Origin of the sequence: Pseudarthrobacter cremeus (assembly GCF_051857465.1) — a bacterium.
Taxonomy (GTDB): domain Bacteria; phylum Actinomycetota; class Actinomycetes; order Actinomycetales; family Micrococcaceae; genus Arthrobacter.
In genome coordinates this window covers 133726-159804 of sequence record NZ_JBPZHC010000004.1, presented here as the reverse complement: position 1 = coordinate 159804, position 26079 = coordinate 133726, and the positions used below count along the sequence as shown (strand labels likewise).

27 protein-coding genes are annotated in these 26079 nt (G+C 63.9%); 12 read left to right on the top strand and 15 right to left on the bottom strand.

Going from position 1 to position 26079, the window contains the following annotated elements; genetic code table 11:
* Positions 1-221 precede the first annotated feature (221 nt).
* Positions 222-1508, top strand: coding sequence for a citrate synthase (locus ACS5PJ_RS09270; RefSeq protein ID WP_439434617.1), 1287 nt, complete (start codon positions 222-224; stop codon positions 1506-1508).
* 149 nt (positions 1509-1657) lie between these two features.
* Here ACS5PJ_RS09270 and galE read toward each other — a convergent pair whose 3' ends face one another.
* Complete coding sequence (gene galE, locus ACS5PJ_RS09265) at positions 1658-2671, bottom strand: UDP-glucose 4-epimerase GalE (protein ID WP_439434616.1); 1014 nt, start codon at positions 2669-2671, stop codon at positions 1658-1660.
* 65 nt (positions 2672-2736) lie between these two features.
* Here galE and ACS5PJ_RS09260 point away from each other — a divergent pair, with 65 nt between their 5' ends.
* Together ACS5PJ_RS09260 and ACS5PJ_RS09255 are read left to right on the top strand one after the other, a co-directional pair.
* Entirely contained in the window at positions 2737-3357 is a 621-nt protein-coding gene (locus ACS5PJ_RS09260; protein ID WP_439434615.1) for a TetR/AcrR family transcriptional regulator, read from the top strand.
* Between the two features lie 107 nt (positions 3358-3464).
* Entirely contained in the window at positions 3465-4076 is a 612-nt protein-coding gene (locus tag ACS5PJ_RS09255; RefSeq protein ID WP_439434614.1) for a hypothetical protein, read from the top strand.
* 24 nt (positions 4077-4100) lie between these two features.
* Here the strand turns inward: ACS5PJ_RS09255 and ACS5PJ_RS09250 are convergent, their stop codons facing one another.
* Both ACS5PJ_RS09250 and dapD read right to left on the bottom strand, forming a co-directional pair.
* Complete coding sequence (locus ACS5PJ_RS09250) at positions 4101-4958, bottom strand: transglycosylase SLT domain-containing protein (protein WP_439434613.1); 858 nt, start codon at positions 4956-4958, stop codon at positions 4101-4103.
* A 7-nt stretch (positions 4959-4965) separates the two neighbouring features.
* Positions 4966-5994, bottom strand: coding sequence for a 2,3,4,5-tetrahydropyridine-2,6-dicarboxylate N-succinyltransferase (dapD, locus tag ACS5PJ_RS09245; RefSeq protein WP_439434612.1), 1029 nt, complete (start codon positions 5992-5994; stop codon positions 4966-4968).
* Positions 5995-6044: 50 nt separating this feature from the next.
* Between dapD and dapE the strand changes: the two genes are divergently transcribed.
* Positions 6045-7181 (top strand): succinyl-diaminopimelate desuccinylase, encoded by a 1137-nt coding sequence (gene dapE / locus ACS5PJ_RS09240; protein ID WP_439434611.1) that lies wholly within the window; start codon positions 6045-6047, stop codon positions 7179-7181.
* Positions 7182-7255: 74 nt separating this feature from the next.
* On the opposite strand, the gene ACS5PJ_RS09235 is transcribed toward dapE, so the two are convergent.
* The 4 genes from ACS5PJ_RS09235 to ACS5PJ_RS09220 form a co-directional block, all read right to left on the bottom strand.
* Entirely contained in the window at positions 7256-8104 is an 849-nt protein-coding gene (locus ACS5PJ_RS09235) for an amino acid ABC transporter permease (RefSeq protein WP_439434610.1), read from the bottom strand.
* A complete protein-coding gene (locus ACS5PJ_RS09230; RefSeq protein ID WP_439434609.1) occupies positions 8101-8751 on the bottom strand; it encodes an amino acid ABC transporter permease in 651 nt (216 codons plus the stop codon). The genes ACS5PJ_RS09235 and ACS5PJ_RS09230 overlap by 4 nt, the downstream gene beginning before the upstream one ends.
* 92 nt (positions 8752-8843) lie before the next feature.
* The gene (locus ACS5PJ_RS09225) at positions 8844-9731 is read right to left on the bottom strand and encodes a glutamate ABC transporter substrate-binding protein (protein WP_439434608.1); all 888 of its coding nucleotides are present in this window, start codon (positions 9729-9731) and stop codon (positions 8844-8846) included.
* A 73-nt stretch (positions 9732-9804) separates the two neighbouring features.
* Entirely contained in the window at positions 9805-10560 is a 756-nt protein-coding gene (locus ACS5PJ_RS09220; RefSeq protein ID WP_439434607.1) for an amino acid ABC transporter ATP-binding protein, read from the bottom strand.
* 116 nt (positions 10561-10676) lie between these two features.
* On the opposite strand from ACS5PJ_RS09220, the gene ACS5PJ_RS09215 reads away from it, so the two are divergent.
* From ACS5PJ_RS09215 to ACS5PJ_RS09200, 4 genes are all read left to right on the top strand, one after another.
* Positions 10677-11459, top strand: coding sequence for an LOG family protein (locus ACS5PJ_RS09215; RefSeq protein ID WP_439434606.1), 783 nt, complete (start codon positions 10677-10679; stop codon positions 11457-11459).
* 36 nt (positions 11460-11495) lie between these two features.
* Positions 11496-11951, top strand: coding sequence for a DivIVA domain-containing protein (locus ACS5PJ_RS09210; RefSeq protein ID WP_439434605.1), 456 nt, complete (start codon positions 11496-11498; stop codon positions 11949-11951).
* Positions 11948-13198: a putative hexosyltransferase gene (locus ACS5PJ_RS09205; RefSeq protein WP_439434604.1), complete on the top strand. Its 1251-nt coding sequence runs from the start codon at positions 11948-11950 to the stop codon at positions 13196-13198. Before ACS5PJ_RS09210 ends, ACS5PJ_RS09205 begins: the two co-directional genes overlap by 4 nt.
* 234 nt (positions 13199-13432) lie before the next feature.
* Positions 13433-13600, top strand: coding sequence for a DUF3117 domain-containing protein (locus ACS5PJ_RS09200; RefSeq protein WP_009357720.1), 168 nt, complete (start codon positions 13433-13435; stop codon positions 13598-13600).
* Positions 13601-13679: 79 nt separating this feature from the next.
* Here ACS5PJ_RS09200 and ACS5PJ_RS09195 read toward each other — a convergent pair whose 3' ends face one another.
* Entirely contained in the window at positions 13680-14312 is a 633-nt protein-coding gene (locus ACS5PJ_RS09195) for an O-methyltransferase (RefSeq protein ID WP_439434603.1), read from the bottom strand.
* A 228-nt stretch (positions 14313-14540) separates the two neighbouring features.
* Here ACS5PJ_RS09195 and sigE point away from each other — a divergent pair, with 228 nt between their 5' ends.
* From sigE to ACS5PJ_RS09180, 3 genes are all read left to right on the top strand, one after another.
* The gene (gene sigE, locus ACS5PJ_RS09190; RefSeq protein WP_439434602.1) at positions 14541-15158 is read left to right on the top strand and encodes an RNA polymerase sigma factor SigE; all 618 of its coding nucleotides are present in this window, start codon (positions 14541-14543) and stop codon (positions 15156-15158) included.
* 8 nt (positions 15159-15166) lie between these two features.
* A complete protein-coding gene (locus tag ACS5PJ_RS09185; RefSeq protein WP_439434601.1) occupies positions 15167-16012 on the top strand; it encodes an anti-sigma factor in 846 nt (281 codons plus the stop codon).
* A gap of 69 nt (positions 16013-16081) precedes the next feature.
* The gene (locus ACS5PJ_RS09180) at positions 16082-16498 is read left to right on the top strand and encodes a twin-arginine translocase TatA/TatE family subunit (RefSeq protein ID WP_439434600.1); all 417 of its coding nucleotides are present in this window, start codon (positions 16082-16084) and stop codon (positions 16496-16498) included.
* An 8-nt stretch (positions 16499-16506) separates the two neighbouring features.
* Here the strand turns inward: ACS5PJ_RS09180 and ACS5PJ_RS09175 are convergent, their stop codons facing one another.
* Genes ACS5PJ_RS09175 through ACS5PJ_RS09165 form a run of 3 tightly spaced genes read right to left on the bottom strand, consistent with a single transcriptional unit; the run spans position 16507 to position 19722 of the window.
* Positions 16507-17634, bottom strand: coding sequence for an Mrp/NBP35 family ATP-binding protein (locus tag ACS5PJ_RS09175; RefSeq protein ID WP_439434599.1), 1128 nt, complete (start codon positions 17632-17634; stop codon positions 16507-16509).
* 11 nt (positions 17635-17645) lie between these two features.
* Positions 17646-18458: a DUF1003 domain-containing protein gene (locus ACS5PJ_RS09170; RefSeq protein ID WP_439434598.1), complete on the bottom strand. Its 813-nt coding sequence runs from the start codon at positions 18456-18458 to the stop codon at positions 17646-17648.
* Complete coding sequence (locus tag ACS5PJ_RS09165) at positions 18439-19722, bottom strand: magnesium transporter MgtE N-terminal domain-containing protein (RefSeq protein WP_439434597.1); 1284 nt, start codon at positions 19720-19722, stop codon at positions 18439-18441. The genes ACS5PJ_RS09170 and ACS5PJ_RS09165 overlap by 20 nt, the downstream gene beginning before the upstream one ends.
* Positions 19723-19798: 76 nt before the next feature.
* Here ACS5PJ_RS09165 and ACS5PJ_RS09160 point away from each other — a divergent pair, with 76 nt between their 5' ends.
* Positions 19799-20725 (top strand): YflT domain-containing protein, encoded by a 927-nt coding sequence (locus ACS5PJ_RS09160; protein ID WP_439434596.1) that lies wholly within the window; start codon positions 19799-19801, stop codon positions 20723-20725.
* A 175-nt stretch (positions 20726-20900) separates the two neighbouring features.
* Here ACS5PJ_RS09160 and ACS5PJ_RS09155 read toward each other — a convergent pair whose 3' ends face one another.
* The 4 genes from ACS5PJ_RS09155 to ACS5PJ_RS09140 all read right to left on the bottom strand — a co-directional run bounded on the left by ACS5PJ_RS09155 (position 20901) and on the right by ACS5PJ_RS09140 (position 26003).
* Positions 20901-21734 (bottom strand): carbohydrate ABC transporter permease, encoded by an 834-nt coding sequence (locus ACS5PJ_RS09155; protein ID WP_439434795.1) that lies wholly within the window; start codon positions 21732-21734, stop codon positions 20901-20903.
* An 83-nt stretch (positions 21735-21817) separates the two neighbouring features.
* Positions 21818-22804 carry a carbohydrate ABC transporter permease gene (locus ACS5PJ_RS09150; protein WP_439434595.1) on the bottom strand — a complete coding sequence of 329 codons (987 nt, stop codon included), beginning with the start codon at positions 22802-22804 and terminating at the stop codon, positions 21818-21820.
* Positions 22805-22837: 33 nt separating this feature from the next.
* Positions 22838-24202, bottom strand: a complete 1365-nt coding sequence (locus ACS5PJ_RS09145) for an ABC transporter substrate-binding protein (protein WP_439434594.1) — start codon at positions 24200-24202, stop codon at positions 22838-22840.
* Positions 24203-24416: 214 nt separating this feature from the next.
* Positions 24417-26003 (bottom strand): aminopeptidase P family protein, encoded by a 1587-nt coding sequence (locus tag ACS5PJ_RS09140; RefSeq protein ID WP_439434593.1) that lies wholly within the window; start codon positions 26001-26003, stop codon positions 24417-24419.
* Between the last annotated feature and the right edge of the window lie 76 nt (positions 26004-26079).

Below are 26079 nucleotides of genomic sequence, written 5' to 3'. Positions count from 1 at the left end.
TGACTCGCACCACAATGACAGCCTTTTGCGGGGGTTTCCGCCGTCGCCGATTAGTGGCACACGCCAAGGTAGCGGTACTTTTTAAGTGACTATCAATGGTGGCTTTCTACAAGAAGGCAGCCCGGGTGTTGGATTCCTGAATGAACAGGGACCGTGCGCGGCTCACCGGATGTTGGATCAAGCTTTCGACAGAGGCCCAGACGCCTCATGAAGGGGACTCCATGACTGAGACCAACAACAGCGCAACCCTGCACCATGCAGGTGGCGAGCTCAAGCTCCCTCGCATCCAGGTTGTTGAAGGAAACGAAGGCTACGACGTTTCCAAGCTGCTCAAGCAGACGGGTGCAGTCACTTTTGACCCCGGCTTCATGAACACCGCAGCAACCACTTCCGCTATCACCTACATCGACGGCGATGCGGGCATCCTGCGCTACCGCGGATACCCCATCGAGCAGTTGGCCCAGCACTCCAGCTTCCTCGAGGTCTCCTACCTGCTGATCTACGGCAACCTGCCCAGCCCCACCGAGCTGGAAGAGTTCGACCAGAAGATCCGCCGCCACACCCTGCTGCACGAAGAGCTCAAAGGCTTCTTCAGCGGATTCCCGCGCGACGCACACCCGATGCCGGTCCTGTCCTCGGCCGTCTCGGCGCTGTCCACGTTCTACCAGGACTCGCTGGACCCCTTCAACGCCGAACAGGTTGAGGTCTCCACCATCCGCCTGATGGCCAAAATGCCGGTCATCGCCGCTTACGCGCACAAGAAGTCCATCGGCCAGCCCATGCTGTACCCGGACAACTCCCACAACCTCGTGGAAAACTTCATGCGCCTGAGCTTCGGCCTCCCTGCCGAGCAGTATGAAGTGGACCCGGTCATCGCCAAGGCACTGGACCTCCTCCTCATCCTGCACGCCGACCACGAGCAGAACTGTTCCACCTCCACGGTGCGCCTGGTCGGCTCCTCCAACGCCAACCTGTTCGCTTCCGTCTCCGCAGGAATCAACGCCCTCTTCGGTCCCGCCCACGGCGGCGCCAACGAAGCGGTCCTCAAGATGCTCCGCCAGATCCAGGCCGACGGCACCAAGCCCGAGGACTACATGGAGAAGGTCAAGAACAAGGAAGACGGCGTCCGCCTCATGGGCTTCGGACACCGTGTCTACAAGAACTACGATCCCCGCGCCAAGATCGTCAAGGCCACCGCCCACGAGATCCTGACCAAGCTCGGCGGCAACGACGAACTGCTTGAGATCGCCCTGCGCCTGGAAGAGAAGGCGCTGAACGATGACTACTTCATCCAGCGCAAGCTTTACCCGAACGTGGACTTCTACACCGGCCTGATCTACAAGGCCATGGGCTTCCCGGAGAAGATGTTCACCGTGCTGTTCGCGATCGGCCGCCTGCCGGGCTGGATCGCCCAGTGGCGTGAAATGATCAGCGACCCCAACACCAAGATCGGCCGTCCCCGCCAGCTGTACATCGGCGAACCGGAGCGCGATTACCCGGTGCGCTGATCCACACCAACTGAATAACGACGTCGGCCGGTCACCTTCTCAGCGAAGGTGACCGGCCGACGTCGTTAAGCCCCACCAACAGCAACGCGGGGTCACTCCACGCCCAATAAACCGTCCTGGGAGGGCGTTAAGTGACCTCGCGTTGGTGTTTAGGAGGAGTAGCCCAGCGGGTTGTTCTTCTGCCAGCGCCAGTGGTCCTCGCACATCTGGTCGACGGTCTTGGTGGTGGACCAGCTGAGGTCCGCGAGGGCGGAGGTTGCGTCGGCCCAGAAGGCGGGAAGATCACCTGCACGCCGTTCGGTGATCTCGTAGGGGATCGGCTGGCCCACGGCCTTCTCGAAGGAGCGCAGGACCTCGAGGACGGAGGATCCCTTGCCGGAGCCAAGGTTCCAGCGGAACACGCCGGCACGCTCGGCTACGTGGTTGAGGGCGGCCACGTGGCCGCCGGCGAGGTCGACGACGTGGATGTAGTCCCGGAGGCACGTGCCGTCAGGCGTATCGTAATCGCCGCCGAAGACCATCAGCTTCTCGCGGCGCCCCACCGCAACCTGGGCGATGAAGGGCACCAGGTTGTTGGGGATGCCCTGGGGGTCTTCGCCGATGCGGCCGGACGGGTGGGCGCCCACCGGGTTGAAGTAGCGCAGCAGGGCGATGTGCCAGCGGGGATCGGCGTCGCCCAGGTCCGAGAGGATGTCCTCGATCTGTTCCTTGGTGCGGCCGTACGGGTTGTTGGCGCCAATCTCCATCTTCTCCACGTAGGGGATGGGATTGTGCTCGCCGTACACTGTGGCGGAGGAGCTGAAGACGATGGAGCGGACGTCGTGGCGGTCCATGACCCTGATCAGGTTCAAAGTGCCCACGAGATTGTTGTAGTAGTACTTCAGCGGTTCGCGGACAGACTCACCCACGGCCTTGAGCCCGGCGAAGTGGATGACGGCGTCGATCGACTGCCCGGCGAACACTTCTTCCACTGCTGCCTCGTCAACCAGGTCAACGTTGTGGAACTCAGCGGTCTTGCCGCTGAGTTCGGCAACCCGGCGCAGGGACTCCTCGCTGGAGTTCACCAGATTGTCGATCACCACCACGTCATGGCCGGCTTCCTGCAGGGACAAAACAGTGTGGGAGCCGATGTACCCGGTGCCACCTGTGACCAGAATTTTCATGCCCCCAACGCTATCCCACATCCGCGGATAAGTGGATTACCGCACAGGTGTGCTAAATAGTAGGAGTGCCTAAAATTGTTGATGCCGAAGCCCGGCGCTCGGAAATTGTTGCAGCCGTCTTCCGGATCATCGCAGTGGACGGGCTGGAGCGCGCTTCGCTGCGGGAAGTTGCAGATGAGGCCGGCCTTGCAGTGGGCTCAGTCCGGCACTACTTTGCGGGCAGCGAGGAACTGCTGAACTACTCCTTTGCCGCGGTGGTGGACCGCATCATGGTCCGGCTCGCCGGGGCGCTTCCCGCGCTGGACATGGCTGACGCCGGCACGGACGGGCACCGCGAGGCCGTATTAACCCTGCTGGGTGAATTCCTGCCGCTTGATGAAGAGCGGGCAGTGGACATCTGCGTCTGGATGGCCTTCCGCAACGCGGCCAGGATCCGTCCCTTCCTGACCGCCGTCGCCGATCGGAGCCACCGGGAGGTGGCTGCCGTCGTCGGAGAGGTGATCACCAGCGTGGTGAGGGACGACGGCGGGGGGCAGCACTCCCTGGTGGTCGAGGCCGAGCGCCTGCTGGCAACCATCGACGGGCTGTGCATGCACTCACTCCTCCAGCCCGAATGGATGACGGCGGTCATGTGCCGGGACGTCCTGGACCGGCATTTGACCAGCCTGGCTGTCCCGGCGGCCTGACCGTACTGTCGGGCGACACGTCCGGCGGCATCGGGAATAGACTGGGAGGCGGGGGAGCGCGGAGCCGGACACCACTCCGGATCAGGCAGGCCACAGGAGGAATAAGGATGAATCAAACTGGCGGTTCAGACTGGCAGATCACCACGGATACGTCCGGGCCGCTGATGATTGCACTGTTTGTCCGGGACACGGCAGGCCTTGACGGTGCCGGCCATCCGGCGTTGTCGCACGCGTCTCCAAAAATCCGGCCTGCAGACCACACGCATCTCACCGCCGAGGTAGGCGGGCTGAGCGCGCTCAAAACCGAGTGGGAAGCCTGGTGGGAGCAGCTACTGAAAGCTTATCCACAGACGTCCCCGGAGCTGACGCCGCCGGAGTTTGAGGCATTCGGCAATTCCCCGGCGCTCCAGCGCGTCCTGCAGGCCCACTTCGGTGCGGCACTGACCTGGGCCCGCGAACGCCGCAGTGAATATGCGCAGCTCGAAGCTGAACGCGTGGCCAGCGGATCAGACCAACTGCTTGGCGACATCGTCGGTGACCGGCTCATGGAGGTCGGCCGCAAATCTCGGGACTTCAACCTGACCATCATTGAACTGCCGCTCGATGAGCAGCGGGCCTGGTACCTGGAGCCGGACAAGATTCTCATGAGCCATGAGCTGATGTCCCAGCCCGAACTTTTCCGCAGCTACGTCCAGCCGGTTGTGGAAATCCTGGTCTGAGGAAGCCGTACCGGTTGATGGCGGTCAGGTGCCCGTGCCGGCCGGTGCCAGAGTAATCCGGACCTGGCCTTCCGCAGCGTCCGACGCCTGCCAGCCTTCCGTATCCTGACGCTGCCAGCTCCTGCCTGCGACATCCACCCGCGTGACCGCCAGTTCCTTGGCGTTGGCAACCGCCCAGTGAGCCACGGACCAGGCCTGGCTGCCGCTGGCCTCAACCACGAGCGATCCGCCCTCCGTCATGGTGGCAAGAGGCCCGAACGCCACGGCAAGCCCGGACTCAACCGCAGATGGCAGGCCGGCCGCCTGCGCGGCGCGAAGAGTGCATTGCACCGACTCCGGGGTTTGTCCGCTCAGGCCTGACGCGAAAAAGCGGCCCATGTCCTCATGCTGGGCGTACGCGAGGGGATAGGCCGAGCGCTGGACCCGTTGGGCGGCCTCGGTAATCTCCAGCGACTCATAGCCGGGAATCTTGACCAGCGCATCGTAGAAGGCGTTGGTGGCATAGACGGGATCCATGACCTGCGCCTCGGTTCCCCACCCCTGCGAGGGCCGTTGCTGGAACAGCCCGCGGGAATCGGGGCCGGCCTGATCGCCGTGCCCGATGTTGCGCAGCTTGGATTCCTGCATGGCGGTAGCCAACGCGATGCTGGCAGCCCGCGGTGGAAGCCCGCGCCGCACGGCCAGGGCCGTGATCAGGGCTGCATTAGCCGCCTGGTCGGTTGCCAGCTCCGCGCTCTGTGTGCCGACGTCGGCCGTGCAGCGCTCCGTAACCAGGGTTTCGGAGCGCTGCAGGAACGACACAGCCGTATAGATACCGCCACCCACCAGCGCCAGCGTCAGCAGGAGCACCGCAAGGCGACGCAACCCGCGTCCACGTGACACTGAGAGGTCAGTTAGCGTGGAGGGCGTCGTTGAGTTCCACGGTCTGGCCCTGGCGCGGCAGCGCCTCCACGGCGCCGGTGGTGGAGTTGCGCCGGAACAGGAGGTTGGGGACGCCGGACAGTTCGGCAGCCTTCACGATTTTTGTGGTGTCTTCGCCGACCTCATCCTTGGGACCGGGAACGCGGACACGGGTTCCGGCGGTGACGTAGAGGCCCGCCTCAACCACCGAGTCGTCGCCGATGCTGATGCCGACCCCCGAGTTGGCGCCCAGCAGGACACGGTCGCCGATGGAGATTTTTTCCTTGCCGCCGCCGGAGAGGGTGCCCATGATCGATGCGCCGCCGCCCACATCGCTGCCGTCGCCGGTGACCACACCGGCCGAAATGCGGCCCTCCACCATGGATGTGCCCAGCGTTCCGGCATTGAAGTTCACGAAGCCTTCGTGCATGACGGTGGTTCCTTCGGCGAGGTGGGCGCCCAGGCGGACACGATCGGCGTCGGCAATCCGGACACCGGAGGGCACCACGTAATCCACCATGCGGGGGAACTTGTCGATCCCGTAGACCGTGACGGCACCGCGGCGGCGCAGCTTGGCGCGGGTCAGTTCGAAACCCTCCACTGCGGCGGGCCCGAAGTTGGTCCAGACAACGTTGGGGAGCTTGCCGAAGATGCCGTCCAGGTTGATGGTGTTGGGCTTGACCAGGCGGTGCGAGAGCAGGTGAAGGCGGAGGTAGGCGTCGGCGGTGTCGGCCGGGGCAGCATCCAGGTGGATCTGGACGAAAACCACTTTCTGTGCGGTCCCGCGATCCGGGTCCGTGCCGTTCTCGGCAAGCTGAAGCAGGGTTTCGTCCGCGTTTTCGATAGCACGCAGCTTTTCGGCCGCTACCCCCAGAGCGGGCGCGGGGAACCAGACGTCAAGTACGGTGGCGCCGGCGGTACCGGTGGCGATGGTTGCCAGCCCAAAGCCGTAGGCGGAGCGGTCCTCGGTTGTGGTGTTCTGGTTTTCGGGCACGGCAGAAGTAGCGGTCTCAGTCATGGCCCCAGTCTAACGAGAGGCAGCCACCCGGTTCGAACTAGACTGGCAACGTGACTGCCGAAACCGCCCCCGAGTCCCTCACCACGCCTTTGGACCTGCGCCAGGACGTTGCCGTCCTGACTGCTGACCTGATGGACATCAACAGTGTGTCCGGGAATGAGACAGAGCTCGCCGACGCCGTCCAGGCGGGTCTGGAGAAGGTCCCTGGACTTCACCTCGTCCGCGACGGCGACTCCATCATTGCGCGCACCGAACTGGGGCTGCCGGAGCGGGTCATCCTCGCCGGGCACCTGGACACGGTGCCCTTACCCACTACCGGAGGTGCCCGCGGCACGGTGCCTTCCACGTGGGAGTCCGGCACGCCGGGGGAGGGCGTCCTGTACGGGCGCGGAGCCACTGACATGAAGGGCGGCGTCGCAGTCCAGCTCGCTCTGGCGGCCACGATGTTCGACGACGGCGCGTCACCGCAGCGGGACGTCACCTTCGTCTTCTACGACCATGAGGAAGTGGAAGCGGTAAAGAGCGGACTTGGCCGCCTGGTCCGTCACCATGGCGGCCTCCTTGATGGTGACTTTGCCATCCTGCTTGAACCTACCCACGGCACGGTGGAGGGCGGCTGCAACGGAACCATGCGCTTCGAGGCCACCACCGTGGGTGAGGCCGCCCACTCCGCCCGGGCCTGGATGGGCAGCAACGCCATCCACGCGGCCGCCCCGATCCTCAGGCGGCTGGCAGAATATGAACCGCAGACCATCAACGTCGACGGCCTGGACTACCGGGAAAGCCTCAACGCCGTGAAAATCAACGGCGGGACAGCTGGCAATGTCATCCCGGACCGCTGCGTGGTGGAAATCAACTACCGGTTCGCGCCGGACAAGTCCCCTGATCAGGCGGAGGCGCACGTCCGGGAACTGCTGGAAGGTTTCGATGTGGTCCGCACCGACAGCGCGGCGGGAGCGCGTCCCGGCCTGAACCATCCCGCGGCCGCGTCCTTCGTGGCCGCCGTCGGAGCGGAACCAAAACCGAAATACGGTTGGACCGACGTCGCGCGCTTCAGTGAGCTGGGGATCCCGGCGGTGAACTTCGGACCGGGTGACCCGCTGCTGGCGCACAAAGACAACGAACACGTGGATGCTGACGCCATTCGGGAATGCCTCCGGGCGCTCCGAAGCTGGCTTTTTGCCTGATCAACGGGGTGGCGTAACAGCAAAGGGTCCGCAGCCTTGAGGCTGCGGACCCTTTGCATGACCAGCCGGTACTGCTACTTCACATCCGGAAGTTCCGGAGCCACGACGGCGGTCGGCGCCTTCGCGACACCGCCCGCGGCCTTGTTGGATCCACGGCGTTCGATCCAGACAGCGATCCGGGACACGATGATGTTAATCGTGATGTAGATGGCTGCGGCAACGAAGAAGATCGGGAACAGGAAGGCATTCCCCAGGAAGTCCGCCATGACCTGGACGGCCCGAAGGAGCTCGCCGTAGGCCACGATGTAGCCAAGCGAGGTGTCCTTCAGGAGCACCACGAGCTGGGCAACCAGCGACGGCATCATCCGCCGGACAGCCTGTGGAAGCTCGATCAGCATCCGTGACTGGAAGCTGGTCAGCCCGATGGTCAGGCCTGCTTCCCGCTGACCCTTGGGCAGTGACTGGATGCCGGCACGGATGATTTCCGCGAAAATGGCCGAGTTGTAAAGGACAAGCCCGGCAATCACCGCGACGAACGAGCTGGTGCCGAACACCAGCAGCACGAACAGCATCATCAGGACCACCGGCATGCCACGCAGGAACTCGAGGACCACGCGGGTGGGGATCCGGATCCAGGCGACGAGGGAGATCCGCAGCAGGCACAGCATCAAACCCAGGGGGAAAGCGATGACTGCGGCGATGGCGGCCGCGCTGAGCGTGGCGCCGATGCCGTTGCCCAGGAGCCTCCATACGTCGGCGCGGGTGAAGATGGCCCAGCGGCGGCCTTCAAAAATGCCCTGCTGGGCCAACGTCATACCGATAAAGGCGAGCAGTCCGAGAATCAGGACAGAACCGATCACCGAACCGATCAGTGATACCCGGCGTGCTTTCGGGCCGGGAACGTCGTAAAGGACTGAAGTCATCGGGCAATCGCCACCTTTCGTTCCACCGTGCTGGCCAGGATGCCCAGGGGAACGGTGAGGAGCAGATAAAAGAATGCGACGCCGAGCAGCACTGCCATGACCTGGTCACCGTTGGCGTTGGCCAGCTGGCGGCCGTACCCAAAAAGTTCAAGCACGAAGAATGCGCCGGCCACCGAAGAGTTCTTGACGAGGGCAATCAGAATGTTGATCAACGGCGGGATCACCGTCCGGAGGGCCTGGGGCAGGATGATCAGGGAGAGCACCTGGCCGAACTTCATGCCGATGCTCCGTGCCGCCTCTGCCTGGCCGAGCGGAACGCTGTTGACGCCGGAGCGGACAGCTTCGGCAATGAAGGCGGCGGTGTACGCGCTCAGGGCAATAATGGCAGCGACCTCAAACTGCTCGAATGTCACGCCGAGGCGTGGCAGGACGATCGCCGCAAAAAAGAAGGCAATGGTCAGCGGAGTGTTCCGCAGGACTTCCACGTAAACGGTGCTGAACCCACGAAGGGCCGCAACGGGGGAGACCCGGGCTGCTGCCAGGAGTGTTCCCACGATCAGTGCGATGATCCCGGAGACGACAGAGAGGAAAAGAGTGCGGAGAAGGCCTTCCCAGTACAAGGGGAGGTTTTCAATGATGACGTCCATAGGATCCTTCGGCTCTGGGCGTTGGGGGCGAAGACAGGAAACGGTTGCCGGGACGAAGCTGGTGGCCTCGTCCCGGCAACCTCAGGGGCTGCTTAGTAGCGGTTGATCTTGGGCAGAGCCGGGGCCGTCTTGATGACGGTGCCCGCGGTGGCTTCCCAGGCCTTCTTGTAGGACCCGTCCTTGTCGAATGCCTCAAGCTGGTCGTTGATCCAGTTGCGGAACTCGGTGTCGCCCTTCTTCAGGCCGATGCCGTAAGGCTCCTTGGTGAAGGTTTCATCCGAAGCCAGCTTGAAGGCGTCAGGCTCCTTGTCCACAAAGCCGGCGAGGATCACGTTGTCCGTGGTGATGGCTTCAACCTGCTTGTTGCGCAGCGGCTCAAGGCATGCGGAGTACGTGGCCGCAGGAACCAGCTCGGCCTTGTACTTGTCCACAATGGTGGCAGCAGGGGTTGAGCCAGTAACCGAGCAAACCTTCTTGCCGGCGACGTCTTCAGGCTTCTTGATGGTGTTGTTGTCCTTGTTCACCATCAGTGCCTGGCCGGCCTCGTAGTACGGCCCGGCAAAGTCGACAACCGTCTTGCGCTTGTCGTTGATGGTGTAGGTCGCGATGACCAGGTCCACCTTGCCCTGCTCGATGAACGGTTCGCGGTTGGCAGAGACAGTCTCAGACCATTCGATCTTGTCAGCCGCGATACCCAGCTTGGCGGCGATCAACTTGCCCATCTCGACGTCAAAGCCCACCGGCTTGCCGTCAAGGCCAACCTGGCCGAAGAGCGGCTGGTCGTACTTGGTACCGATCTTGATGGTGCCTGCACTGGAAAGTTTCGCCATGGTGGTTCCGGCGGCAAAGGTGGGCTTCTCGGCAACCTTCGGATCGCTGGTGGTGCCGGGCGTGCTGCCGCCACATGCGCTCAGGGACAAGGCCAGGGCAGCGGTAGCCGCCACGAAGAACGACTTCCGCCGGGTCATAAATGCCTTCATGACATTCCTTTCATTGATCGGCCGTGGGTCACGGCCTGGGTGCGAACTGGAGTGTGTGTTCGTTTAGGGGGGATCAGTGGGTAAGCAGCTTGGACAGGAAGTCCTTTGCGCGGTCACTCTTGGGGTTGGTAAAGAATTCCTCCGGCGTGGCGTCTTCAACGATCTGGCCGTCAGCCATGAAGACCACGCGGTCCGCAGCCTTCCGGGCGAAGCCCATCTCGTGGGTGACCACCACCATGGTCATTCCCTCCTTGGCCAGCTGGATCATGACGTCGAGGACTTCGTTAATCATTTCGGGGTCCAGGGCCGAGGTGGGCTCATCAAAGAGCATCACCTTAGGCTTCATGGCAAGGGCACGGGCGATGGCCACGCGCTGTTGCTGGCCGCCGGAGAGCTGCGCGGGGAGCTTGGGCGCCTGGTGTCCCACACCCACCCGCTCCAGCAACGCCATGGCTTCCTTGTCAGCCTGTTGCTTGGGCACACCCTTGACTTTGATGGGCCCCAGCGTCACGTTTTCCAGGATGGTCTTGTGCGCGAACAGGTTGAAGGACTGGAAAACCATCCCGACGTCGGCCCGGAGCTGGGCCAGCTCCTTCCCCTCCTCCGGCAGCACCTTGCCATCGATGCTGATGCTGCCGCCCTCGATGGTTTCCAGGCGGTTGATGGCCCGGCACAGGGTGGATTTGCCGGAACCTGACGGTCCGATGACAACAACAACCTCGCCCTTGCGGACGTGCAGGTTGATGTCCTTCAGAACATGCAGCTGACCGTAATGCTTATTCACACCATTCAGGGAGACGAGCGCGTCGCCGGGCACAGGAGTAGTCATAAGAAGAATCTAGCGAACAATGGCTGATTATGAACTGAATCACCCCAAGTTCCCGCGGATCGTGATTCAAGAGATACCTGCCGCCATGGGCGCGGCCGTGGGGCTAGCCTTGGGAGATGAGCATCAACGCAGATCCGGCCAAAACTTCCCAGCCGCGCCGCAAGGGTCCCCTGGAACTCCGCCGCAAGCAGGCTGCGGTGGAAATGTCCGACCAGCATCTGCTTGATACCAAGGGCCCAGGCCAGTTCGTCCACACAGATCCTTGGCGGGTCCTGCGGATCCAGAGCGAGTTTGTTGAAGGATTCGGGGCCTTGGCCGACCTCGGTCCTGCTGTCAGCGTCTTCGGCTCAGCCAGGACCAAGCCGGGAAGCCAGTACTACGAGATGGGCGTCGAAGTCGGCCGGCATCTCGCCGCTGCCGGCGTGGCGGTTATTACCGGCGGAGGGCCTGGCTCCATGGAGGCAGCCAACCGGGGCACCGTCGAAGCCAACGGCGTGTCGGTTGGCCTGGGTATTGAGCTTCCCTTCGAGCAGGGCCTGAACCAGTGGGTGGACCTCGGCATCAACTTCCGCTATTTCTTTGCACGGAAAACGATGTTCGTGAAATACGCCCAGGGATTCATTGTCCTGCCAGGCGGACTGGGCACCTTGGACGAACTTTTCGAGGCCATGGTCCTGGTCCAGACCCGGAAAGTGACCTCGTTTCCCATCGTGCTGCTCGGCGTCGCCTTCTGGGGTCCCATGATCGAATGGATCCGGGGAACCCTGGTGGCAGAAGGGATGGTCTCGGAAAAGGACCTGGACCTGATCCAGCTTGTCGACGATCCAGCCGAGGCCGTGGACCGGGTGCTGCATGAGGGCATCACGCCCTCGCTGAATGGCGAGCAGCGGCCCGAATAGGCCATCCGCGCGGCCCGCCTGTCCGGATCTGGCACGATGGGTGCTGTGAGTTTTTTCCTGGTCTTCCTTGCCATAGTGCTGATCGGCGCCACTTTGTGGGCCGGCACCGGTGGCCGCCGCGGGATCCTCCGCAGCTTCCGCCGCGGCGGAGGACCGGCTGACGGTACCCCTGCCGCCGGAACGGGCACTGCCGGGGCGGATACAGCCGGAATGGACACTGCCGGGGCGACGGTGCCCGAACGTGGTCTCCTGACCGGCGGGTTCGAACAGCCCCCCGCCAATCTTCCGCCGGTGCTGCTGCCCGCAGCAGCTGCACCGGCCGACATCGACCGCGTCCGGTTTTCCCTCGGACTCCGTGGTTACCGGATGGACCAGGTGGACCAGGTCCTTGACGAACTGCGGGACCAGTTGGCCGCCAAGGATGAGGAAGTGGCCCGGCTCCGGACACGCCTGCTCGAAGCCGAACGCGCGCGGCCGGAGCCGGGCGCTTGAGCACTAACACCCGCGGCCGGACCGGCGCCGCGGCCTCGGTCAGTGCCTTTGCCGCCCGCACCGGGGATGCGCTCCGGCGCTGGCCCTGGTGGCTGCAGGTGGGTGCCCTTTACGTCGCCGCGAGGCTTGTCAGCGCTTGTGTCTTCATGGCTGCAGCGCTCCACCAGGGCCCCAATCCCTGGTTTCCTCCGACGCCTGACTACTGGAAGTTCATCAACATCTGGGACGCACGTTGGTATGGGCGGATCGTCACCGACGGTTATCCGTCCGTCCTTCCGACGGACGACGCGGGCAACGTCCAGGAAAATGCGTGGGCGTTCTATCCCCTTTTTCCGGCTCTGGGAAGGGCCGTGTCAGGGCTGACCGGGTGGAGCGCTGCCGCGTCGCTGACGGTCATCGCCGTGCTTTCAGGTTTGGCGGCGGCACTGGCGGTCTACAGCCTCTTCAGGCACAAGGCTCCGCACGGTACGGCCCTGTGGGGGGTCACATTCTTCGCGTCTTTTCCGGTCTCCCCCATTCTCCAGGTTCCTTATGCGGAGCCCTTGACCCTCTTCCTGCTTGCCATGGCGTTGCTGCTGGTTGTCAGGCATCGCTACCTCTGGGCTATGCCGGTGGTTGTCGTGTTGTGCCTTTCCCGCCCGGTGGGGGTCCCTTTTGCGGTAATGCTGGGGCTCCTGTTCATCTTCAGGCTGGTGGCGCGCATCCGTGGCGTTCAGCAGCCCTCCACCCCAGGCCTGCGAGAGCTGGCCTCGCTGGCCGGCCTGACCGCTGTGTGCGGCGCCGCGGCGCTGCTCTGGCCCGCCGCAGCATGGGCAGCCACCGGCGACATTGAGGCCTACACCAAGACCGAAACAGTGTGGCGCGGGCACGACCTTGTACTTTTTAAACCCTGGTTCGACACCGGCGTCGACCTTTTCGGGCCCGTCCTGGGAGTGGTGGCGCCATTTGTCTTTGCATCGCTGTTTGGGCTCATGCTGTTCATCCCGCCCGTGGTCCGGCTCGGGGTGGAGCTCCGCCTGTGGTGTGCCTGCTACATGGGTTACCTGTTGCTGTTCCTGCACCCGCAGACCAGCACTTTCCGAATGCTGCTGCCGCTGTTTCCGATGGCCTTGGGCGCCGCCCTGCTGTCCCGGTCCCGTGCCTACCGCGGCACTGTGGTGACCATGTTTGTGCTGCTCCAGATCGTCTGGGTCGTCTGGCTGTGGGCATGGGCCCAACTGCCCGGTGGCGGCGATTATCCGCCGTGACAGCGGGCGGCGCCGGGCCGGTCATTCGCCGAATCCGACGCGGCCGGAAATGTCCATCGATTAGCTACGTGCGGGTAATTACGGGATAATAGTTAGTAAGCAAGGACAAAATCATTCAGAAATGTTCAGCCATGGCGGCATCAGTACGTGCCGCCATAGCGGCTTGATATGACCATGCGGACACAGCCCGCCCGGGCTGCTATGTCCTGGGACTAAATGGAGGGGAAATTCCTCATGGCGGCTATGAAACCACGCACCGGCGACGGCCCTATGGAAGTCACCAAAGAGGGCCGCAGCCTGATCATGCGCGTTCCGCTCGAAGGCGGCGGACGGCTTGTGGTCGAACTGAACGCGGCGGAGGCGGCCAACCTTAAGGAATGCCTCGTGGGCGTTACCGAATAATTCCGCGTTGCCAGGGCCCGCAGCTTGAATGCTGCGGGCCCTGTTTTATTTCAGGCCCTGTTTTTATCGGGGGCCTGTTCTATTTCTTAACCGCTACCAGCAGGCCGTCGCCGGTGGGAAGCATCGCCGATGCCAGGCGGTCGTCGTCGCGGATGGCCTTGCCCACCTGGCGGAGGACTACAGTATTGGCATCCCTGGCAGCGGGGTTGGCAACGCGGTCCTTGTCCAAAGCGTCATTGATGATCAGGAGGCCGCCGGCCTTCAGGAGCCGGACCGCCTGCTCAACATAGCCGGGCAGGCCGGGCTTGTCGGCATCGACAAACACCAGGTCATAGGCGGCGTCGGTCAGCCGCGGCAGAACGTCGCCTGCGCGGCCGGAGATGGTGCGGGTGCGGTTGGCCGGGCTGCCGGCCTCCGAGAACGCTTCGCGGGCGGCCTTCAGGTGCTCGACGTCAACGTCAATGGTGGTCAGCACGGCCTGCGGGCCGAGGCCCCGAAGGATGCAGACCCCGGAGACGCCTGCACCTGTTCCGATTTCGACGGCGGTCTGGGCCTTGGATCCTGCAGCAAGCACCGTGAGGACCGCTCCCACACCCCGGCTGATGGGTTTCACCCCCAACTCGAAAGAGCGCTCCCTCGCCCGAAGCATGACCTCGTCCTCTGCGGGCAGATCTTCTGCATAGGACCAGCTCGTGGACTTGTCGGCGCTCATGGGGGATTCGCTTTCTGGGCGGCAGGGGAGTGTTTAGTACAGCCTACTGTGTCTGCGCGTACCATCCGGGGAGGGTAACCGGTTGCGCCTTTGGCTGAAAACACCTCCGGTCAGGTAATTCCCAGCCAATTTTGAAATGATTGGTATCCGGTCATCCGCAAGGCGGCCGGCGCCGAACCAGAGATGTCAAATTATCCGGGCGCAAGCAATGCACGAGGGGAGTGGACGATGTCAGCATCAGGCGTGGCACCTGTCCCTGCAACACAAGATTCCGCCGCGGACTGGGTCATGCCCACCTGGGAAGAAGTGGTGGCCAACCACTCCGCCAAGGTCTACCGGCTGGCCTACCGCCTGACCGGGAACAAGTTCGACGCCGAGGACCTCACCCAGGAGGTATTCGTCCGCGTTTTCCGCTCGCTTGAGAACTTCAAGCCGGGGACGCTCGACGGCTGGCTCCACCGCATCACCACCAACCTGTTCCTCGACCAGGCCCGCCGCAAGAGCCGCATCCGGTTCGACGCGTTGGCGGAGGATGCAGAGTCCCGGATTCCGGGCCGGGAACCCGGACCGGAACAGAGTTTTGAGCTGAACAACCTTGACCTCGACGTCCAGGCCGCACTTGAGGAGCTGCCGCCGGACTTCCGCGCCGCCGTCGTCCTGTGCGATCTTGAAGGACTGTCCTACGACGAGGTGTCCGCCGCACTCGGCGTCAAGCTCGGCACGGTACGGTCACGTATCCACCGTGGCCGCACCATGTTGCGCGAAAAGTTGGCTCACCGGGATCCCCGCCCCCTGCAGGGACGGAAGCCAAAGCTGTCGCTGCCGCGCATCGCCGGCATTCTCTGATCGGCACCATGACGCCCCAAAACCCCTTCGGCCGGCGGCATCACCGCAGCGCCGATCATGTGCGGACCTGTACAGAGTGCGCCGCGGCAGTGAACCGCGAACGCCAGTACATTGAACGGCTCCGGGAAGCGGCAGTGCCGCCGGCAAGCGGGGACCTGGCGGCACGCCTGCTGGCCAGGACCGAGTTGCTCGCGGCCGCTCCGGACCCTGCACCGGTCCGCCATCCTGCTGCCCGGGTCCTGGCGTTGACTGCCGGCGGAACCGCGGCCGCTGCCGGAATTTTGGCTATCAGTGCGTTTGCGCTGGCGGGGGACAACCTCCCCTTGGCCGGGACAGCCATGAACGGCAATCTTGTCCAGCATGCAACCCAGCTGCCCGCTGACGGCAGGGAGCTCAGTGCGCCCCAGTTGGCCGCCCTGCGGTCCGAGGGCTGGGTCTGCCCTGGCCTTGAGTCGCTCGGCTTCCATCTCCAGACGGCCAAGGCAGTTACCGTCAACGGCGGCCCGGCCGTGGAGATGCACCTGTGGGACGGCCAGCACTACGCCACGGTCGTGGAACAGCATTCTGCGGTGGCTGGGCCGAAGGTGGGCGAGCTGGTGGTCAGCGGCGAGGCTCCCTGGACCGCCAGCTACAAGACCGCGGCCGGCACGTTCCTGGTGACGTCCGACCTCCCGCCTGGGCAGGCTGACGACGCCGTTCCCCTCCTCCAGAGGCTCAGTGAGCTTACTGTCGAGGGCATCAACGCCGGTGCCGGCACGGAGACTGCCACGACGCAGGCCACCGCCCCTGACGAATCCCCGGCTGCCCGGCTGGAGCGGGGAATCCGCAAAATCGGAGAAATGCTGGGGTCGTGATCGGGACTGGTCCAGCTGCCCCGGTGCAGGAATCGTCAGTGGAGCTCCGGAGAGGGTAATCTTCCTAAAGTGTTTGGAATCAACGGCCCGGAGTTCTTCCTCCTGCTGATCATCGGCATCCTCGTGATCGGTCCCCAGAGGCTGCCCGAATACACCCAGAAACTTGCAAACCTGGTGAAGGAAGTCCGCCGCATGGCTTCCGGTGCTAGGGAACAGATCAAGGAAGAAGTGGGGATCGACATCGACGATGTCGACTGGAAGAAATACGATCCCCGCCAGTACGACCCCCGGCGCATCATCAAGGAAGCCCTCCTTGACGACGACACCAAACCTGTCAGTTCCGGAGCGCCCGCAGCTGTTGCGGCTGTCGCAGGCACTGCCGCTGTGGGCGCAGCCGCGGCATCCGGACCCTCCAGCCGTCCGGAACGGGTTGTCCAGGTGCTGCCCCCGGGAGAAGCGGCCCCCTTCGATACCGAAGCTACCTAGACGTCCGATTACCGCGGCTGTAAGCCCAGCTTCATCCCCGTCAGGCCCCGCGGCCGGGCCGCCAATTTGCCCGCAATCCCTGTGAGGGCGATGGCTGCAGGAGTCTCCGGCCGCCCAAGGACGATCGGCAGACCGGCGTCGCCGCCCTCACGCAGCAGGATGTCCAGCGGGATCTCGCCGAGGAGCGGCACCGCGGCACCCACCGTCGCGGTGAGCCTCTCGGCGAGAACTGCTCCGCCGCCGCTTCCGAACAGCGCCATTCTCCCGCCGTCGGGCATCTCCAGGTAAGACATGTTTTCGATGATGCCGGCCACAGACTGCCCGGTTTGAGTGGCTATCGCACCGGCGCGTTCGGCGACGTCGGCTGCGGCAGCCTGCGGCGTGGTGACCACCAGGATCTCGGCTTTGGGGAGCAGTTGCGCTACGGAAATAGCGATGTCTCCGGTGCCCGGCGGCAGGTCCAGGAAGAGGACGTCGAGGTCGCCGAAGTAGACGTCAGTCAGGAACTGCTCCAGGGCGCGGTGGAGCATGGGGCCGCGCCACGCAACGGGCTGGTTGCCTGTCACGAACATGCCGATCGAGATCACTTTGACGCCGTAGGCGACAGGGGGCAGGATCATGTCATCCACGCGCGTGGGCGCCTGTGTGATGCCCATCAGGGCAGGGACGGAGAAACCGTAGACGTCGGCATCCACGATGCCCACCCGCAGTCCCTGGGCGGCCAGGGAGCACGCCAGGTTGACGGTGACGGAGGACTTACCGACGCCTCCTTTTCCGCTGGCCACAGCGAAAACCTTGGTGAGGGAGCCCGGCTGGTTGAACGGAATGCCGCGCTGGCCGCCGGCACCCCGCAGCTGTTCCTTCAGGGCGTCCCGCTGTGCCTGATTCATCACCTTCAGTTCGACCTCAACGCCGGTCACTCCGGGAACTGCGGACAGCGCCTTTTCGGAATCCGCCGTAATGGTGCCTTTGAGCGGGCAGCCGGCGATGGTGAGCAGGACGGTAAGCCTGACACGGCCGTTGCCGGACACCTCCACGGAGTCCACCATGCCAAGTTCGGTAATGGGGCGGCGGAGCTCAGGATCGATGACGGTTGCCAGGGCAGCATGTACTGACTGCTCCAAGGTGGGACTCATTCGGGCAGTACTCAGCTTTCGGGAATAGGGGGCAGCTTGGGGGTGCCGGGGTCCTCCAGGACCGGTTCCCGGCGGGCTGCTTCGGTGAGGGCCGCATCTTTGACGGCGGCGTCCAGGGGGCTTTCGTCCTTGTATGCGGCGTGGCTCGGTTTCACCTTGGGAATCTGCTGCGTGCGCGGGTTCCGCTGCTTGTCGCGCTTTTCCTTGAGCTTCTCCTTGACCTTCTCCCGCGGGGACTCGTTGCTGCTGGCCCTCGCAGGATCGTGGGTCCGCAGTTCCTCCTGCGCCTCCAGCAGGTCCTCAAGAAGCGAGCGCAGTTCTGCCCGGACGTAATCCCGGGTGGCCACTTCGCGCAGGGCGATCCTCAGCGACGCCAGCTCCCTGGTGAGGTACTCGGTGTCCGAGAGGTTCCGTTCGGCGCGCTGCCGGTCCTGCTGGAGGGAGACACGGTCCCGGTCGTCCTGCCGGTTCTGGGCAAGCAGCAGGAGGGGCGCCGCGTACGAGGCCTGCAGCGAGAGCATAAGCGTCAGAAGGGTGTAACCGAGGAGACGGGAGTCGAACTGCCACTCCGTTGGTGCCCAGGTGTTCCAGACCAGCCAGACGACAACGAACACGGTCATGTACACCAGGAACTGCGGCGTACCCATAAACCGGGCGAAACCTTCAGTGGCGTGGCCGAACGCGTCCGGATCGGGTGAGAACTTGGGCAGGATGCGCTGGCGGCCGCTCAGCGGGGTGTCAAGGCCGCCCTTGTCTGCTTTCCTGGCGGCGCCCGGCCGGCCGGGATTCTTAGGGTCGCTGGTCTCAGCCAATGCGGCCTCCAAGCTTTCTTATCGGGGCTTCGCCATCATAGGCCCGCCAGTCATCGGGCAACAGATGATCCAGAACGTCATCAACAGTCACCGCCCCCACAAGCCGGCCGGCGTCGTTGACCACCGGAAGGGAGTTCAGGTTGTAGGTTGCCAGGGTGCGGGCCACTTCGCTGATGTGGGCCTGGTCCGACAACGGCTCAAGGTTCTTGTCCAGAAGATTTCCCAGCGGTTCGAACGGGGGGAACCGCAGCAGTTGCTGGATGTGGACCACGCCCAGGAACCGCCCGGTGGGGGTTTCCAGCGGCGGCCGGGCGATGAAGATCGACGATGCCAGGGCAGGGGAGAGCTCTTCGCGCCGGACGTGCGCCAGAGCTTCGGCGACTGTTGCTTCCGGGGGCAGGATGACCGGAACAGGGGTCATCAGGCCGCCGGCGGTGTCCTCGTCGTATTCGAGCAACCGCCTGACGTCTTCGGCACCTTCGGGTTCCATCAGCTGCAGCAGTTGCTCAGCCTGGGCGGACGGCAGTTCGCCGAGGAGGTCGGCGGCGTCGTCCGGGTCCATCTCCTCCAGGACGTCCGCCGCACGCTGGACGTCCAGGGCTGAGAGGATTTCCACCTGGTCATCTTCCGGGAGCTCCTGAAGGACGTCGGCCAGCCTTTCATCCTGGAGCTCGCTGGCAACTTCGAAGCGGCGTTTATCGCTCATTTCCTGCAGCGCCTCGGCGAAGTCAGCAGGTTTGAGGTCTTCGTGCGTGGCCACGAACTGGGTAGCGGCCTGCGGTTCGGTCCGCGCACCCTGCAGGGCGTCGGCCCAGTCGATGATCAGCGTTTCGTTGCGCCGCAGCCGGCTCAGGGGGGACAGTGAATGGCCGCGCCGAACGAAGAGCTTGCTGACGAACCAGTCGCGGGACCGGTGCTGGTCCATGGCGATGTCTTCGATGGTGGCGTCACCGCTGCCGTCCCTGAGGGTGACCCGGCGGTCGAACATTTCCGCCACGACCAGTGTCTCGGCGCCGCGCTGCTCAAAGCGGCGGAGGTTGACCAGGCCGGTACAGATGATTTGTGTCTGGTCGATGGACGTAATGCGGGTCATGGGCACAAAGACGCGCTTTTTACCCGGAACCTCGACGACGATACCCACCACGTGCGGTGCACCGCGGGTTCCGCGCGAGAGCACAACGACATCACGCAGCCGGCCCAGCCGGTCACCCAGCGGGTCGAAGACGTCGAGACCCAGAAGGCGCGCCACGAAGACGCGTGTAGGAGTTGTACTCACCTCTACAGGCTACCGAGTCTGCTCACTTTTAGCTGAATTACAGGCGGCACACATGCAGATGGGCAAGAATGGGAGTATGTCAAACATTTTTGGTGCTCCCAAGGCCGGTGGCCCCGCCGGGCCCGACGACGCCCGTGCGGTTCCTGCCGGTGACACCGTCGGTTCGTACACCTCCTACCTGGATGCCCAGAAGGCGGTGGACTACCTGGCCGACCAGCAGTTCCCGGTTCACATGGTCTCCATTGTGGGCAACGAACTCAAAATGGTGGAACGGGTAACCGGCCGCCTCAGCTACCCGCGGGTGGCTCTTTCGGGAGCGCTCAGCGGTATGTGGTTCGGCCTGTTTGTTGGCGTGATGCTCTCCTTCTTCGCGCCGTCACCGGGCTATTTCTCCATCCTGGCATCTGTGCTGATGGGTGCAGCCTTTTTTATGCTGTTCGGCATCGTCACGTACGCCATGCAGCGGGGAAAGCGGGACTTCACCTCCACCAGCCAGGTGGTGGCCACCAACTACGACGTCGTGGTCTCAATGGAAGCTGCCCACGAGGCGCGCCGGCTCCTTCAGCAGCTCCCGATGACCCGCTCCGATGCGGCAACGGGTGCCTACCGTTCGCAGGGCTACCAGAACCAGCCCTACAACCAGCCCGGCCACCACGACGCGCAGGGCCAGCAGGATCAGACTGATCACCAGCCCGGCGCCCAGCAGGGTCAGGCCCCCGTCCGTCCCGCCAGCTGGAACGATCCGTACGGGCAGCAGGGCGCAGGCAGCACCGCCGTTCCGGAAGCGGGCCAGCACCCTGTCCAGCAGGAAAATGCTGCAGCCCAGCCGGCCAAGGCGCCGGCCGCAGTCCGCTACCCGGACCTTCCCGACGGCCGGCCACAGTACGGCGTCCGGGTCACGGAGCAGCCCGCGTCAAGCCAGCCGGCCCAGGCGCAGCCCGTGGCTGACCAGTCCAAAGCACAGCCGGATTCTGCCAAAGACGGCGGCGGAGCCACGCCGTAGCGGCGAATCGGCTAAGCGGCGACGCGAGATCTTACGCACCAACGCGTCAGGCCCGGGGGAGGGAATCCAACCCCGGGCCTGACCCGTTAAGCGACTGGCGCTCCTTGTGTTTGTGCAGATGCCCGTAAGGCTCCCTGTTTGACGCCGCCTATCTGGCGCCGGCCCTTGGCGCCGCCTACTTGACGCTGCCGGCCGTCAGGCCGCCCACGAGGTACTTCTGGAACATGAAGTACAGGACCACCACGGGAGCGGCGCAGACCAGTGCAGCGGCCATCAGCTGGGAATACACCGGAATCGCTCCACCCTCAACGGCGGAGGCGAAGACCTGCAGTGCAACCGCCGCGGTATGGGTGTCCGGTCGGGTGAATACGGAGGCGAACAGCACGTCATTCCAGCCGAGCAGGAACGCGAAGATGGCCGAGACGATGATGCCGGGCCAGCTGAGCGGGATGATGATCCGGAACAGGATACCGATATTTGAGGCGCCATCGATGCGGGCCGCTTCCTCCAGCTCCCGCGGCAGGCCGCGGAGGTAGGTGACCATCACCCAGGTTGAGAACGGCAAGGCGAAGGTCAGGTAGGCGATGAACAGGCCCCAGAGTGTTCCGATCACCGTCACACCCAAGTAGGTGCCCGCGGACGAGAAGAGCACGAATACCGGCAGCAGCATGAGGGTTCCCGGGATGGACTGGAGCCCCAGCAGTCCGCGCAGCACCGTCAGGCGCCCCCGGAACTCAAAGCGGACCAGCACGTAGGCCGTGCCGATGGCCATGATGGCCGAGACGACCGCCGTCGCACCGGAAACAATCAGGCTGTTGCCGATGGCCTTTGCCAGCCCCACGGAATCCCAGATCTTGCTGTAGCTGTCCAAGGAGAAAGTGCTTGGCCAGAACTCGCCACTGGCCACCCCCACGTCCGTGTTGAGCGAGGCGAGGAAGATGTACGCGATTGGCGTCAGGACCAGGGCGCACAGCAGGACCGTGAGAATGGCCAGCAGCGGCCGCGGCATGAGGCGTGTGACTTCCAGGGCCGCATCACGCCGGATGGGCTGCTTCTTCTGCTGCCCGATCGGATTCGGAGGGGCGTCGAGGGTCATTTCTTTCCTCCTTCGTGCACGTCAAGCCGGACCGCACGCAGGTAGATGAAGAGTGGGATGGCAATCAGGATCAGTGACACAACTGCCATGGCGGCGCTGAGGCCAAACCGGAAGCTCTGGAAGCTGGTGACGTAGACCAGGATCGGGAGCACGTTCACGTCCGACGGGGCCGGTGCTCCAAAGAGGACATACGGAAGGGTGAAGTTGTTGATGTGGTTCAACGTGGCCAGCAGGAAGGCAAGCGAGACGGGGCCCTTAAGGTAGGGGAAGATCACGTAACGCAGCTTGTTCCACCACAGTGCCCCATCAAGTGCCGATGCCTCGTGGACCTCGTGATCGACCGCCTGCAGGCCGGACAGCGCCAGCAGGTAAATGAAGGGCCAGGCCGCCCAGATTTCCACCCACACCAGCGTCCAGTACGAGTTGGGACCGTTAAGCCACAGTCCGCCGCCCATTCCCATGTTGTTCAACGTCACATTCACGATGCCGTCCGGCTGCAGCATGGTGCGCCACACGCTGGCCACCACAAACGACGGCAGGACGTAGGGGATGAGGAAAATTGAGCGCACCAGTGCGCGGCCGCGGTAGGCGTTCTGGGTGACGACGGCGGCAGCCACGCCCAGCGGGATGGTCACCACCGTGGAAATCACCGCGAACGAGACCGAAAGCCAGATGGAGCGGAGCAGGTCGCTGCTGAGCGCGGCTTCAATGTAGTTCTGGACGCCAATGAACTCGGCACTGACCCACTTGCGAAGTGTGTACTGGTCCAGATCGATCAGGGACATCCAAATGCCCATGGCCAGCGGGATGAGGATGACAACCGTCATCAGCAGTCCGCCGGGTATCAGGAGCCACAGAGGCCTGTTTTTCTCGCTGAGCCCTTTGCGCCGCTTCCCTGGCGGGGTAATTTCGCCCTGTCCGGCGGCCGCCCCGGCCGTCGGACTGCTGTCCGACGGCCGGGGCTCGGTAACGCTGCTAGCCATTTTCGGTAACCTTCCGCAGCTGTTCTGCCGGGCTTACTTCTTGGCCCGGTCCAGGGCTGTCTGTGACTTGGCCTGCTCGTCCTTGAGCCGCTGGGCCAGGTTGCCATCGCTGACCGAACCGGCGGAAAGGTCAGGGATGGATTGGACAACGACGTTGGTCAGGGACAGCTGGACATCGCCCCAGGCGCCGCTGAACGGCGTCGCCACAGACTTGGCGCCGGAGTCCAGGGCCGGGGCGATCACCTGATTGCTTGCAAGTTCCTTGGCAGCTGCCTGGTTGGCGGGCAGCTGGCCGAAGACCTTGAAGTAGTTGAGCTGGACGTCCTTGTCGGTGATCATCTTGATGAACGCGAAGGCGAGGTCCTTCTGCTTCGAGTAGTCCGCTACCACGAGGTTGTCACCGGAGAGGATGCTGGTGGCCGGCTTGCCGCCGGAGGGGTTGGACTTCTCGCCCGGCGGAACGGTGGGCATCAGGGCGTACTTGTACTTCCCCTTGACGGCGGATGCATCCAGGGCCGGGATGGACAGCGGAGAGGTCATGGGGAAGTAGGCTGCCTTGCCGGCTGCGAAGGCAGCCAATGCCTGCGGGTTAGCCCAGCCGACGGCCGAAGGATCGACCACCTTGTCCTTGGTCACCCAGCCGAAGTAGGTCTCGTAGGCCTTTTTGGTGATGGGGTCGTCGAGGCGGACCTTGCTGCCGTCAATGATGGGGTTGCCGGCCTGGATGGACATGCCCCAGATGTACTTCCAGGGGTCGAAGTTGTCCTTGTAGGCAACGGCGATGCCGTACTGGTCGCCCTTGGTGAGCTTCTTTGCCTGCTCAGTGAATTCATCCCACGTGGTTGCGGGCTTTTCAATGCCGGCAGCAGCCAGCAGCTCCGTGTTGTAGGCCATCACGAAGGGCCTGCTCACGAAGGGAATCCCGATCTGGTTGGACTCGTCGGGGCCGGAGATGCCCAGTGCCGCCGGAACGAACCTGTCCTTGCCCCCAAGCTGGTTCCACTCGTTGTCCCCGAGTTTGACGAAGGCTCCGGTGGAGTATGCCGTGGGCGTGAACGTGGTGCCAAGGCCGTAGACATCCGGGCCCTGGCCCGAAACAACAGAGGTCTGGATCCGGGTCATTTCGTCATTCGCGGAAGCGAACGTTTCCCACTGGATGTCCGCCCCGGTTTCGGTCTTGAACTTGGCGCTCATTTCCTTGAACCAGGCCTGCTGCTCCTGGGGATACTGCGCGGTGACGTTCATCAGCACGTTCAGCGTCTTACCGGTGCCGTCCACCTTTCCGGGTGTGGCCCCGGAGGTCTGGCCCGAAGATCCGCCTGAGCCTCCGCACGCGGCAAGCATCAGTGCGGAGATGGTCGCGGCGGCGATTGCACCGATCCGACGTGGTCGTGACATACCCATGAAACTTCTCCTTTGAAGGCATAGATTGGCAGAGAACCGAAACTGAACCCAGTCTACGATTTCTTTCTCCGGGCCAAGCGTATTCATCAGGATTCCCATTGGCAAGCGATTGCCAAGGAATTGTTATCGGAGCTTCACCAAGGGTTGCCAGGATTGCGGGTATTCCGCGCCATTGCGGGTGCCAAGGCCCTGTTGCCAGGGCCTTGGCTCAGTTGCCAACCTGGTGATTGACCTCGCGGTAGATGCCTTCCATCCAGGATTCGACGTCTTCGGCCGTGCGTGGCAGCTCAGCGCTGAGGTTGACCGGACCGTCGGCCGTCATGAGGATGTCGTCCTCGATCCGGACGCCGATCCCGCGGTACTCCTCGGGGATGCCCAGGTCTTCATTCTTGAAGTAGAGGCCGGGTTCGATGGTGAAGACCATGCCCGCTGTCAGGACGCCGTCAAGGTAGAGCTCCCGTTTGGCCTGCGCGCAGTCGTGCACGTCCAGGCCAAGGTGGTGGCTGGTGCCGTGCGGCATCCAGCGGCGGTGCTGCTGACCCTCGGGGCTCACGGCTTCCTCCACGCTCACGGGCAGCAGGCCCCACTCGGCGAGGCGTTCGGCCAGCACTGTGGTGGCTGCGGTGTGGATGTCCCGGAATTTCGTGCCGGGCCGGGCCGCTGCGAAGCCGGCATCCGCGGCATCCAGGACGGCTTCGTAGACCTTCCGCTGGACATCGCTGAACCTGCCGTTGACCGGGAGGGTCCGGGTGACGTCTGCCGTGTACAGCGAGTCCGCTTCCACTCCGGCGTCAAGCAACAGCAGTTCGCCGGCATTAACCATGCCGGTGTTACGGGTCCAGTGCAGCACGGTGGCGTTATTGCCGGCGGCGGCGATGGTGTCGTAGCCCAGTTCGTTGCCGGCTTCGCGGGCACGGGCAAAGAAGGCGCCTTCGACGACCCTTTCGCCGCGGGCATGGGTCAGTGCACGGGGAAGGGCCTTGACCACTTCCACGAATCCCTCCACAGTTGCGGCCACCGCAGTCTTCATCTGCTCGATCTCCCAGTCGTCCTTCAGGAGCCGGAGCTCGGACAGGGCTTCGGAGAGTTTTTCATCCAATGCGTCGAGGACGGCGAGGTCAAGGTTCTCGGGATCCTTGGCGGTGTTGTACCGGGCGGTGTCCACCAGGGCATCAATGTTCTCGTCGACCTTGCGGACAAGGCGGATGGAGATGCCGCCGATTTCGGGGGCACCGACATTCTTGGTGATGGCCGATTCGAGTTCATCGATGTGGGCCGTCGCCAGGCCAAGGCGGGCTTCGAACTCCGCGAGGGTCGGCCGCGCACCGATCCAGAACTCGCCGGAACGGGAGTCGGCGTAGAACTGCTCTGTATCCCTTCCGGCGAGGGGCCGGAAGTACAGCGTGGCCCGGTGGTGGCCGCCGCCGTCGCCCGTTCCCTCCGGGACAGGTTCCAGGATGAGCACGGCATCAGGCTCGTGGTCCAGGCCCAGTCCTGTCAGGTGGGCGAAGCCTGAATGCGGGCGGAAGCGGTAGTCGCAGTCGTTGGAGCGGACCTTGAGGGGGCCGGCAGGAAGGACCAGGCGTTCGCCTTTGAACAGGCCCGAGATGGCCTTGCGCCGGTTAGCGGCATGAGTGGCGACGTCCTCACGCTCGGGCAGTTCCTGGCTGGATGGCGCCCAGTTGCTGGCCATGAAGGCCTTGAAGGCCTCGGAACTGGGCCGCTGCGAGCGGTTGTTGACGCGCTCGTCGAGGGGCTGGGATGCAGAGTCAGGGGTATTTTCGGCAAAGTTCACCGCACCATCGTCTCACCAGCAGCCTGGCCGGGCCACCACACCCGAGGTGGTGCCACAGCGGGGCGCGCTCCTGCGG

Excerpts from the sequence above, each read along its gene's own strand:
- ACS5PJ_RS09270 (WP_439434617.1), top strand. The coding sequence starts at position 222 with ATGACTGAGACCAACAACAGCGCAACCCTGCACCATGCAGGTGGCGAG.
- galE (WP_439434616.1), bottom strand. The coding sequence starts at position 2,671 with ATGAAAATTCTGGTCACAGGTGGCACCGGGTACATCGGCTCCCACACT.
- ACS5PJ_RS09255 (WP_439434614.1), top strand. The coding sequence starts at position 3,465 with ATGAATCAAACTGGCGGTTCAGACTGGCAGATCACCACGGATACGTCC.
- dapD (WP_439434612.1), bottom strand. The coding sequence starts at position 5,994 with ATGACTGAGACCGCTACTTCTGCCGTGCCCGAAAACCAGAACACCACA.
- ACS5PJ_RS09235 (WP_439434610.1), bottom strand. The coding sequence starts at position 8,104 with ATGACTTCAGTCCTTTACGACGTTCCCGGCCCGAAAGCACGCCGGGTA.
- ACS5PJ_RS09230 (WP_439434609.1), bottom strand. The coding sequence starts at position 8,751 with ATGGACGTCATCATTGAAAACCTCCCCTTGTACTGGGAAGGCCTTCTC.
- ACS5PJ_RS09225 (WP_439434608.1), bottom strand. The coding sequence starts at position 9,731 with ATGAAGGCATTTATGACCCGGCGGAAGTCGTTCTTCGTGGCGGCTACC.
- ACS5PJ_RS09220 (WP_439434607.1), bottom strand. The coding sequence starts at position 10,560 with ATGACTACTCCTGTGCCCGGCGACGCGCTCGTCTCCCTGAATGGTGTG.
- ACS5PJ_RS09215 (WP_439434606.1), top strand. The coding sequence starts at position 10,677 with ATGAGCATCAACGCAGATCCGGCCAAAACTTCCCAGCCGCGCCGCAAG.
- ACS5PJ_RS09210 (WP_439434605.1), top strand. The coding sequence starts at position 11,496 with ATGGGTGCTGTGAGTTTTTTCCTGGTCTTCCTTGCCATAGTGCTGATC.
- ACS5PJ_RS09200 (WP_009357720.1), top strand. The coding sequence starts at position 13,433 with ATGGCGGCTATGAAACCACGCACCGGCGACGGCCCTATGGAAGTCACC.
- ACS5PJ_RS09195 (WP_439434603.1), bottom strand. The coding sequence starts at position 14,312 with ATGAGCGCCGACAAGTCCACGAGCTGGTCCTATGCAGAAGATCTGCCC.
- sigE (WP_439434602.1), top strand. The coding sequence starts at position 14,541 with ATGTCAGCATCAGGCGTGGCACCTGTCCCTGCAACACAAGATTCCGCC.
- ACS5PJ_RS09185 (WP_439434601.1), top strand. The coding sequence starts at position 15,167 with ATGACGCCCCAAAACCCCTTCGGCCGGCGGCATCACCGCAGCGCCGAT.
- ACS5PJ_RS09175 (WP_439434599.1), bottom strand. The coding sequence starts at position 17,634 with ATGAGTCCCACCTTGGAGCAGTCAGTACATGCTGCCCTGGCAACCGTC.
- ACS5PJ_RS09160 (WP_439434596.1), top strand. The coding sequence starts at position 19,799 with ATGTCAAACATTTTTGGTGCTCCCAAGGCCGGTGGCCCCGCCGGGCCC.
- ACS5PJ_RS09155 (WP_439434795.1), bottom strand. The coding sequence starts at position 21,734 with ATGCCGCGGCCGCTGCTGGCCATTCTCACGGTCCTGCTGTGCGCCCTG.
- ACS5PJ_RS09150 (WP_439434595.1), bottom strand. The coding sequence starts at position 22,804 with ATGGCTAGCAGCGTTACCGAGCCCCGGCCGTCGGACAGCAGTCCGACG.
- ACS5PJ_RS09145 (WP_439434594.1), bottom strand. The coding sequence starts at position 24,202 with ATGTCACGACCACGTCGGATCGGTGCAATCGCCGCCGCGACCATCTCC.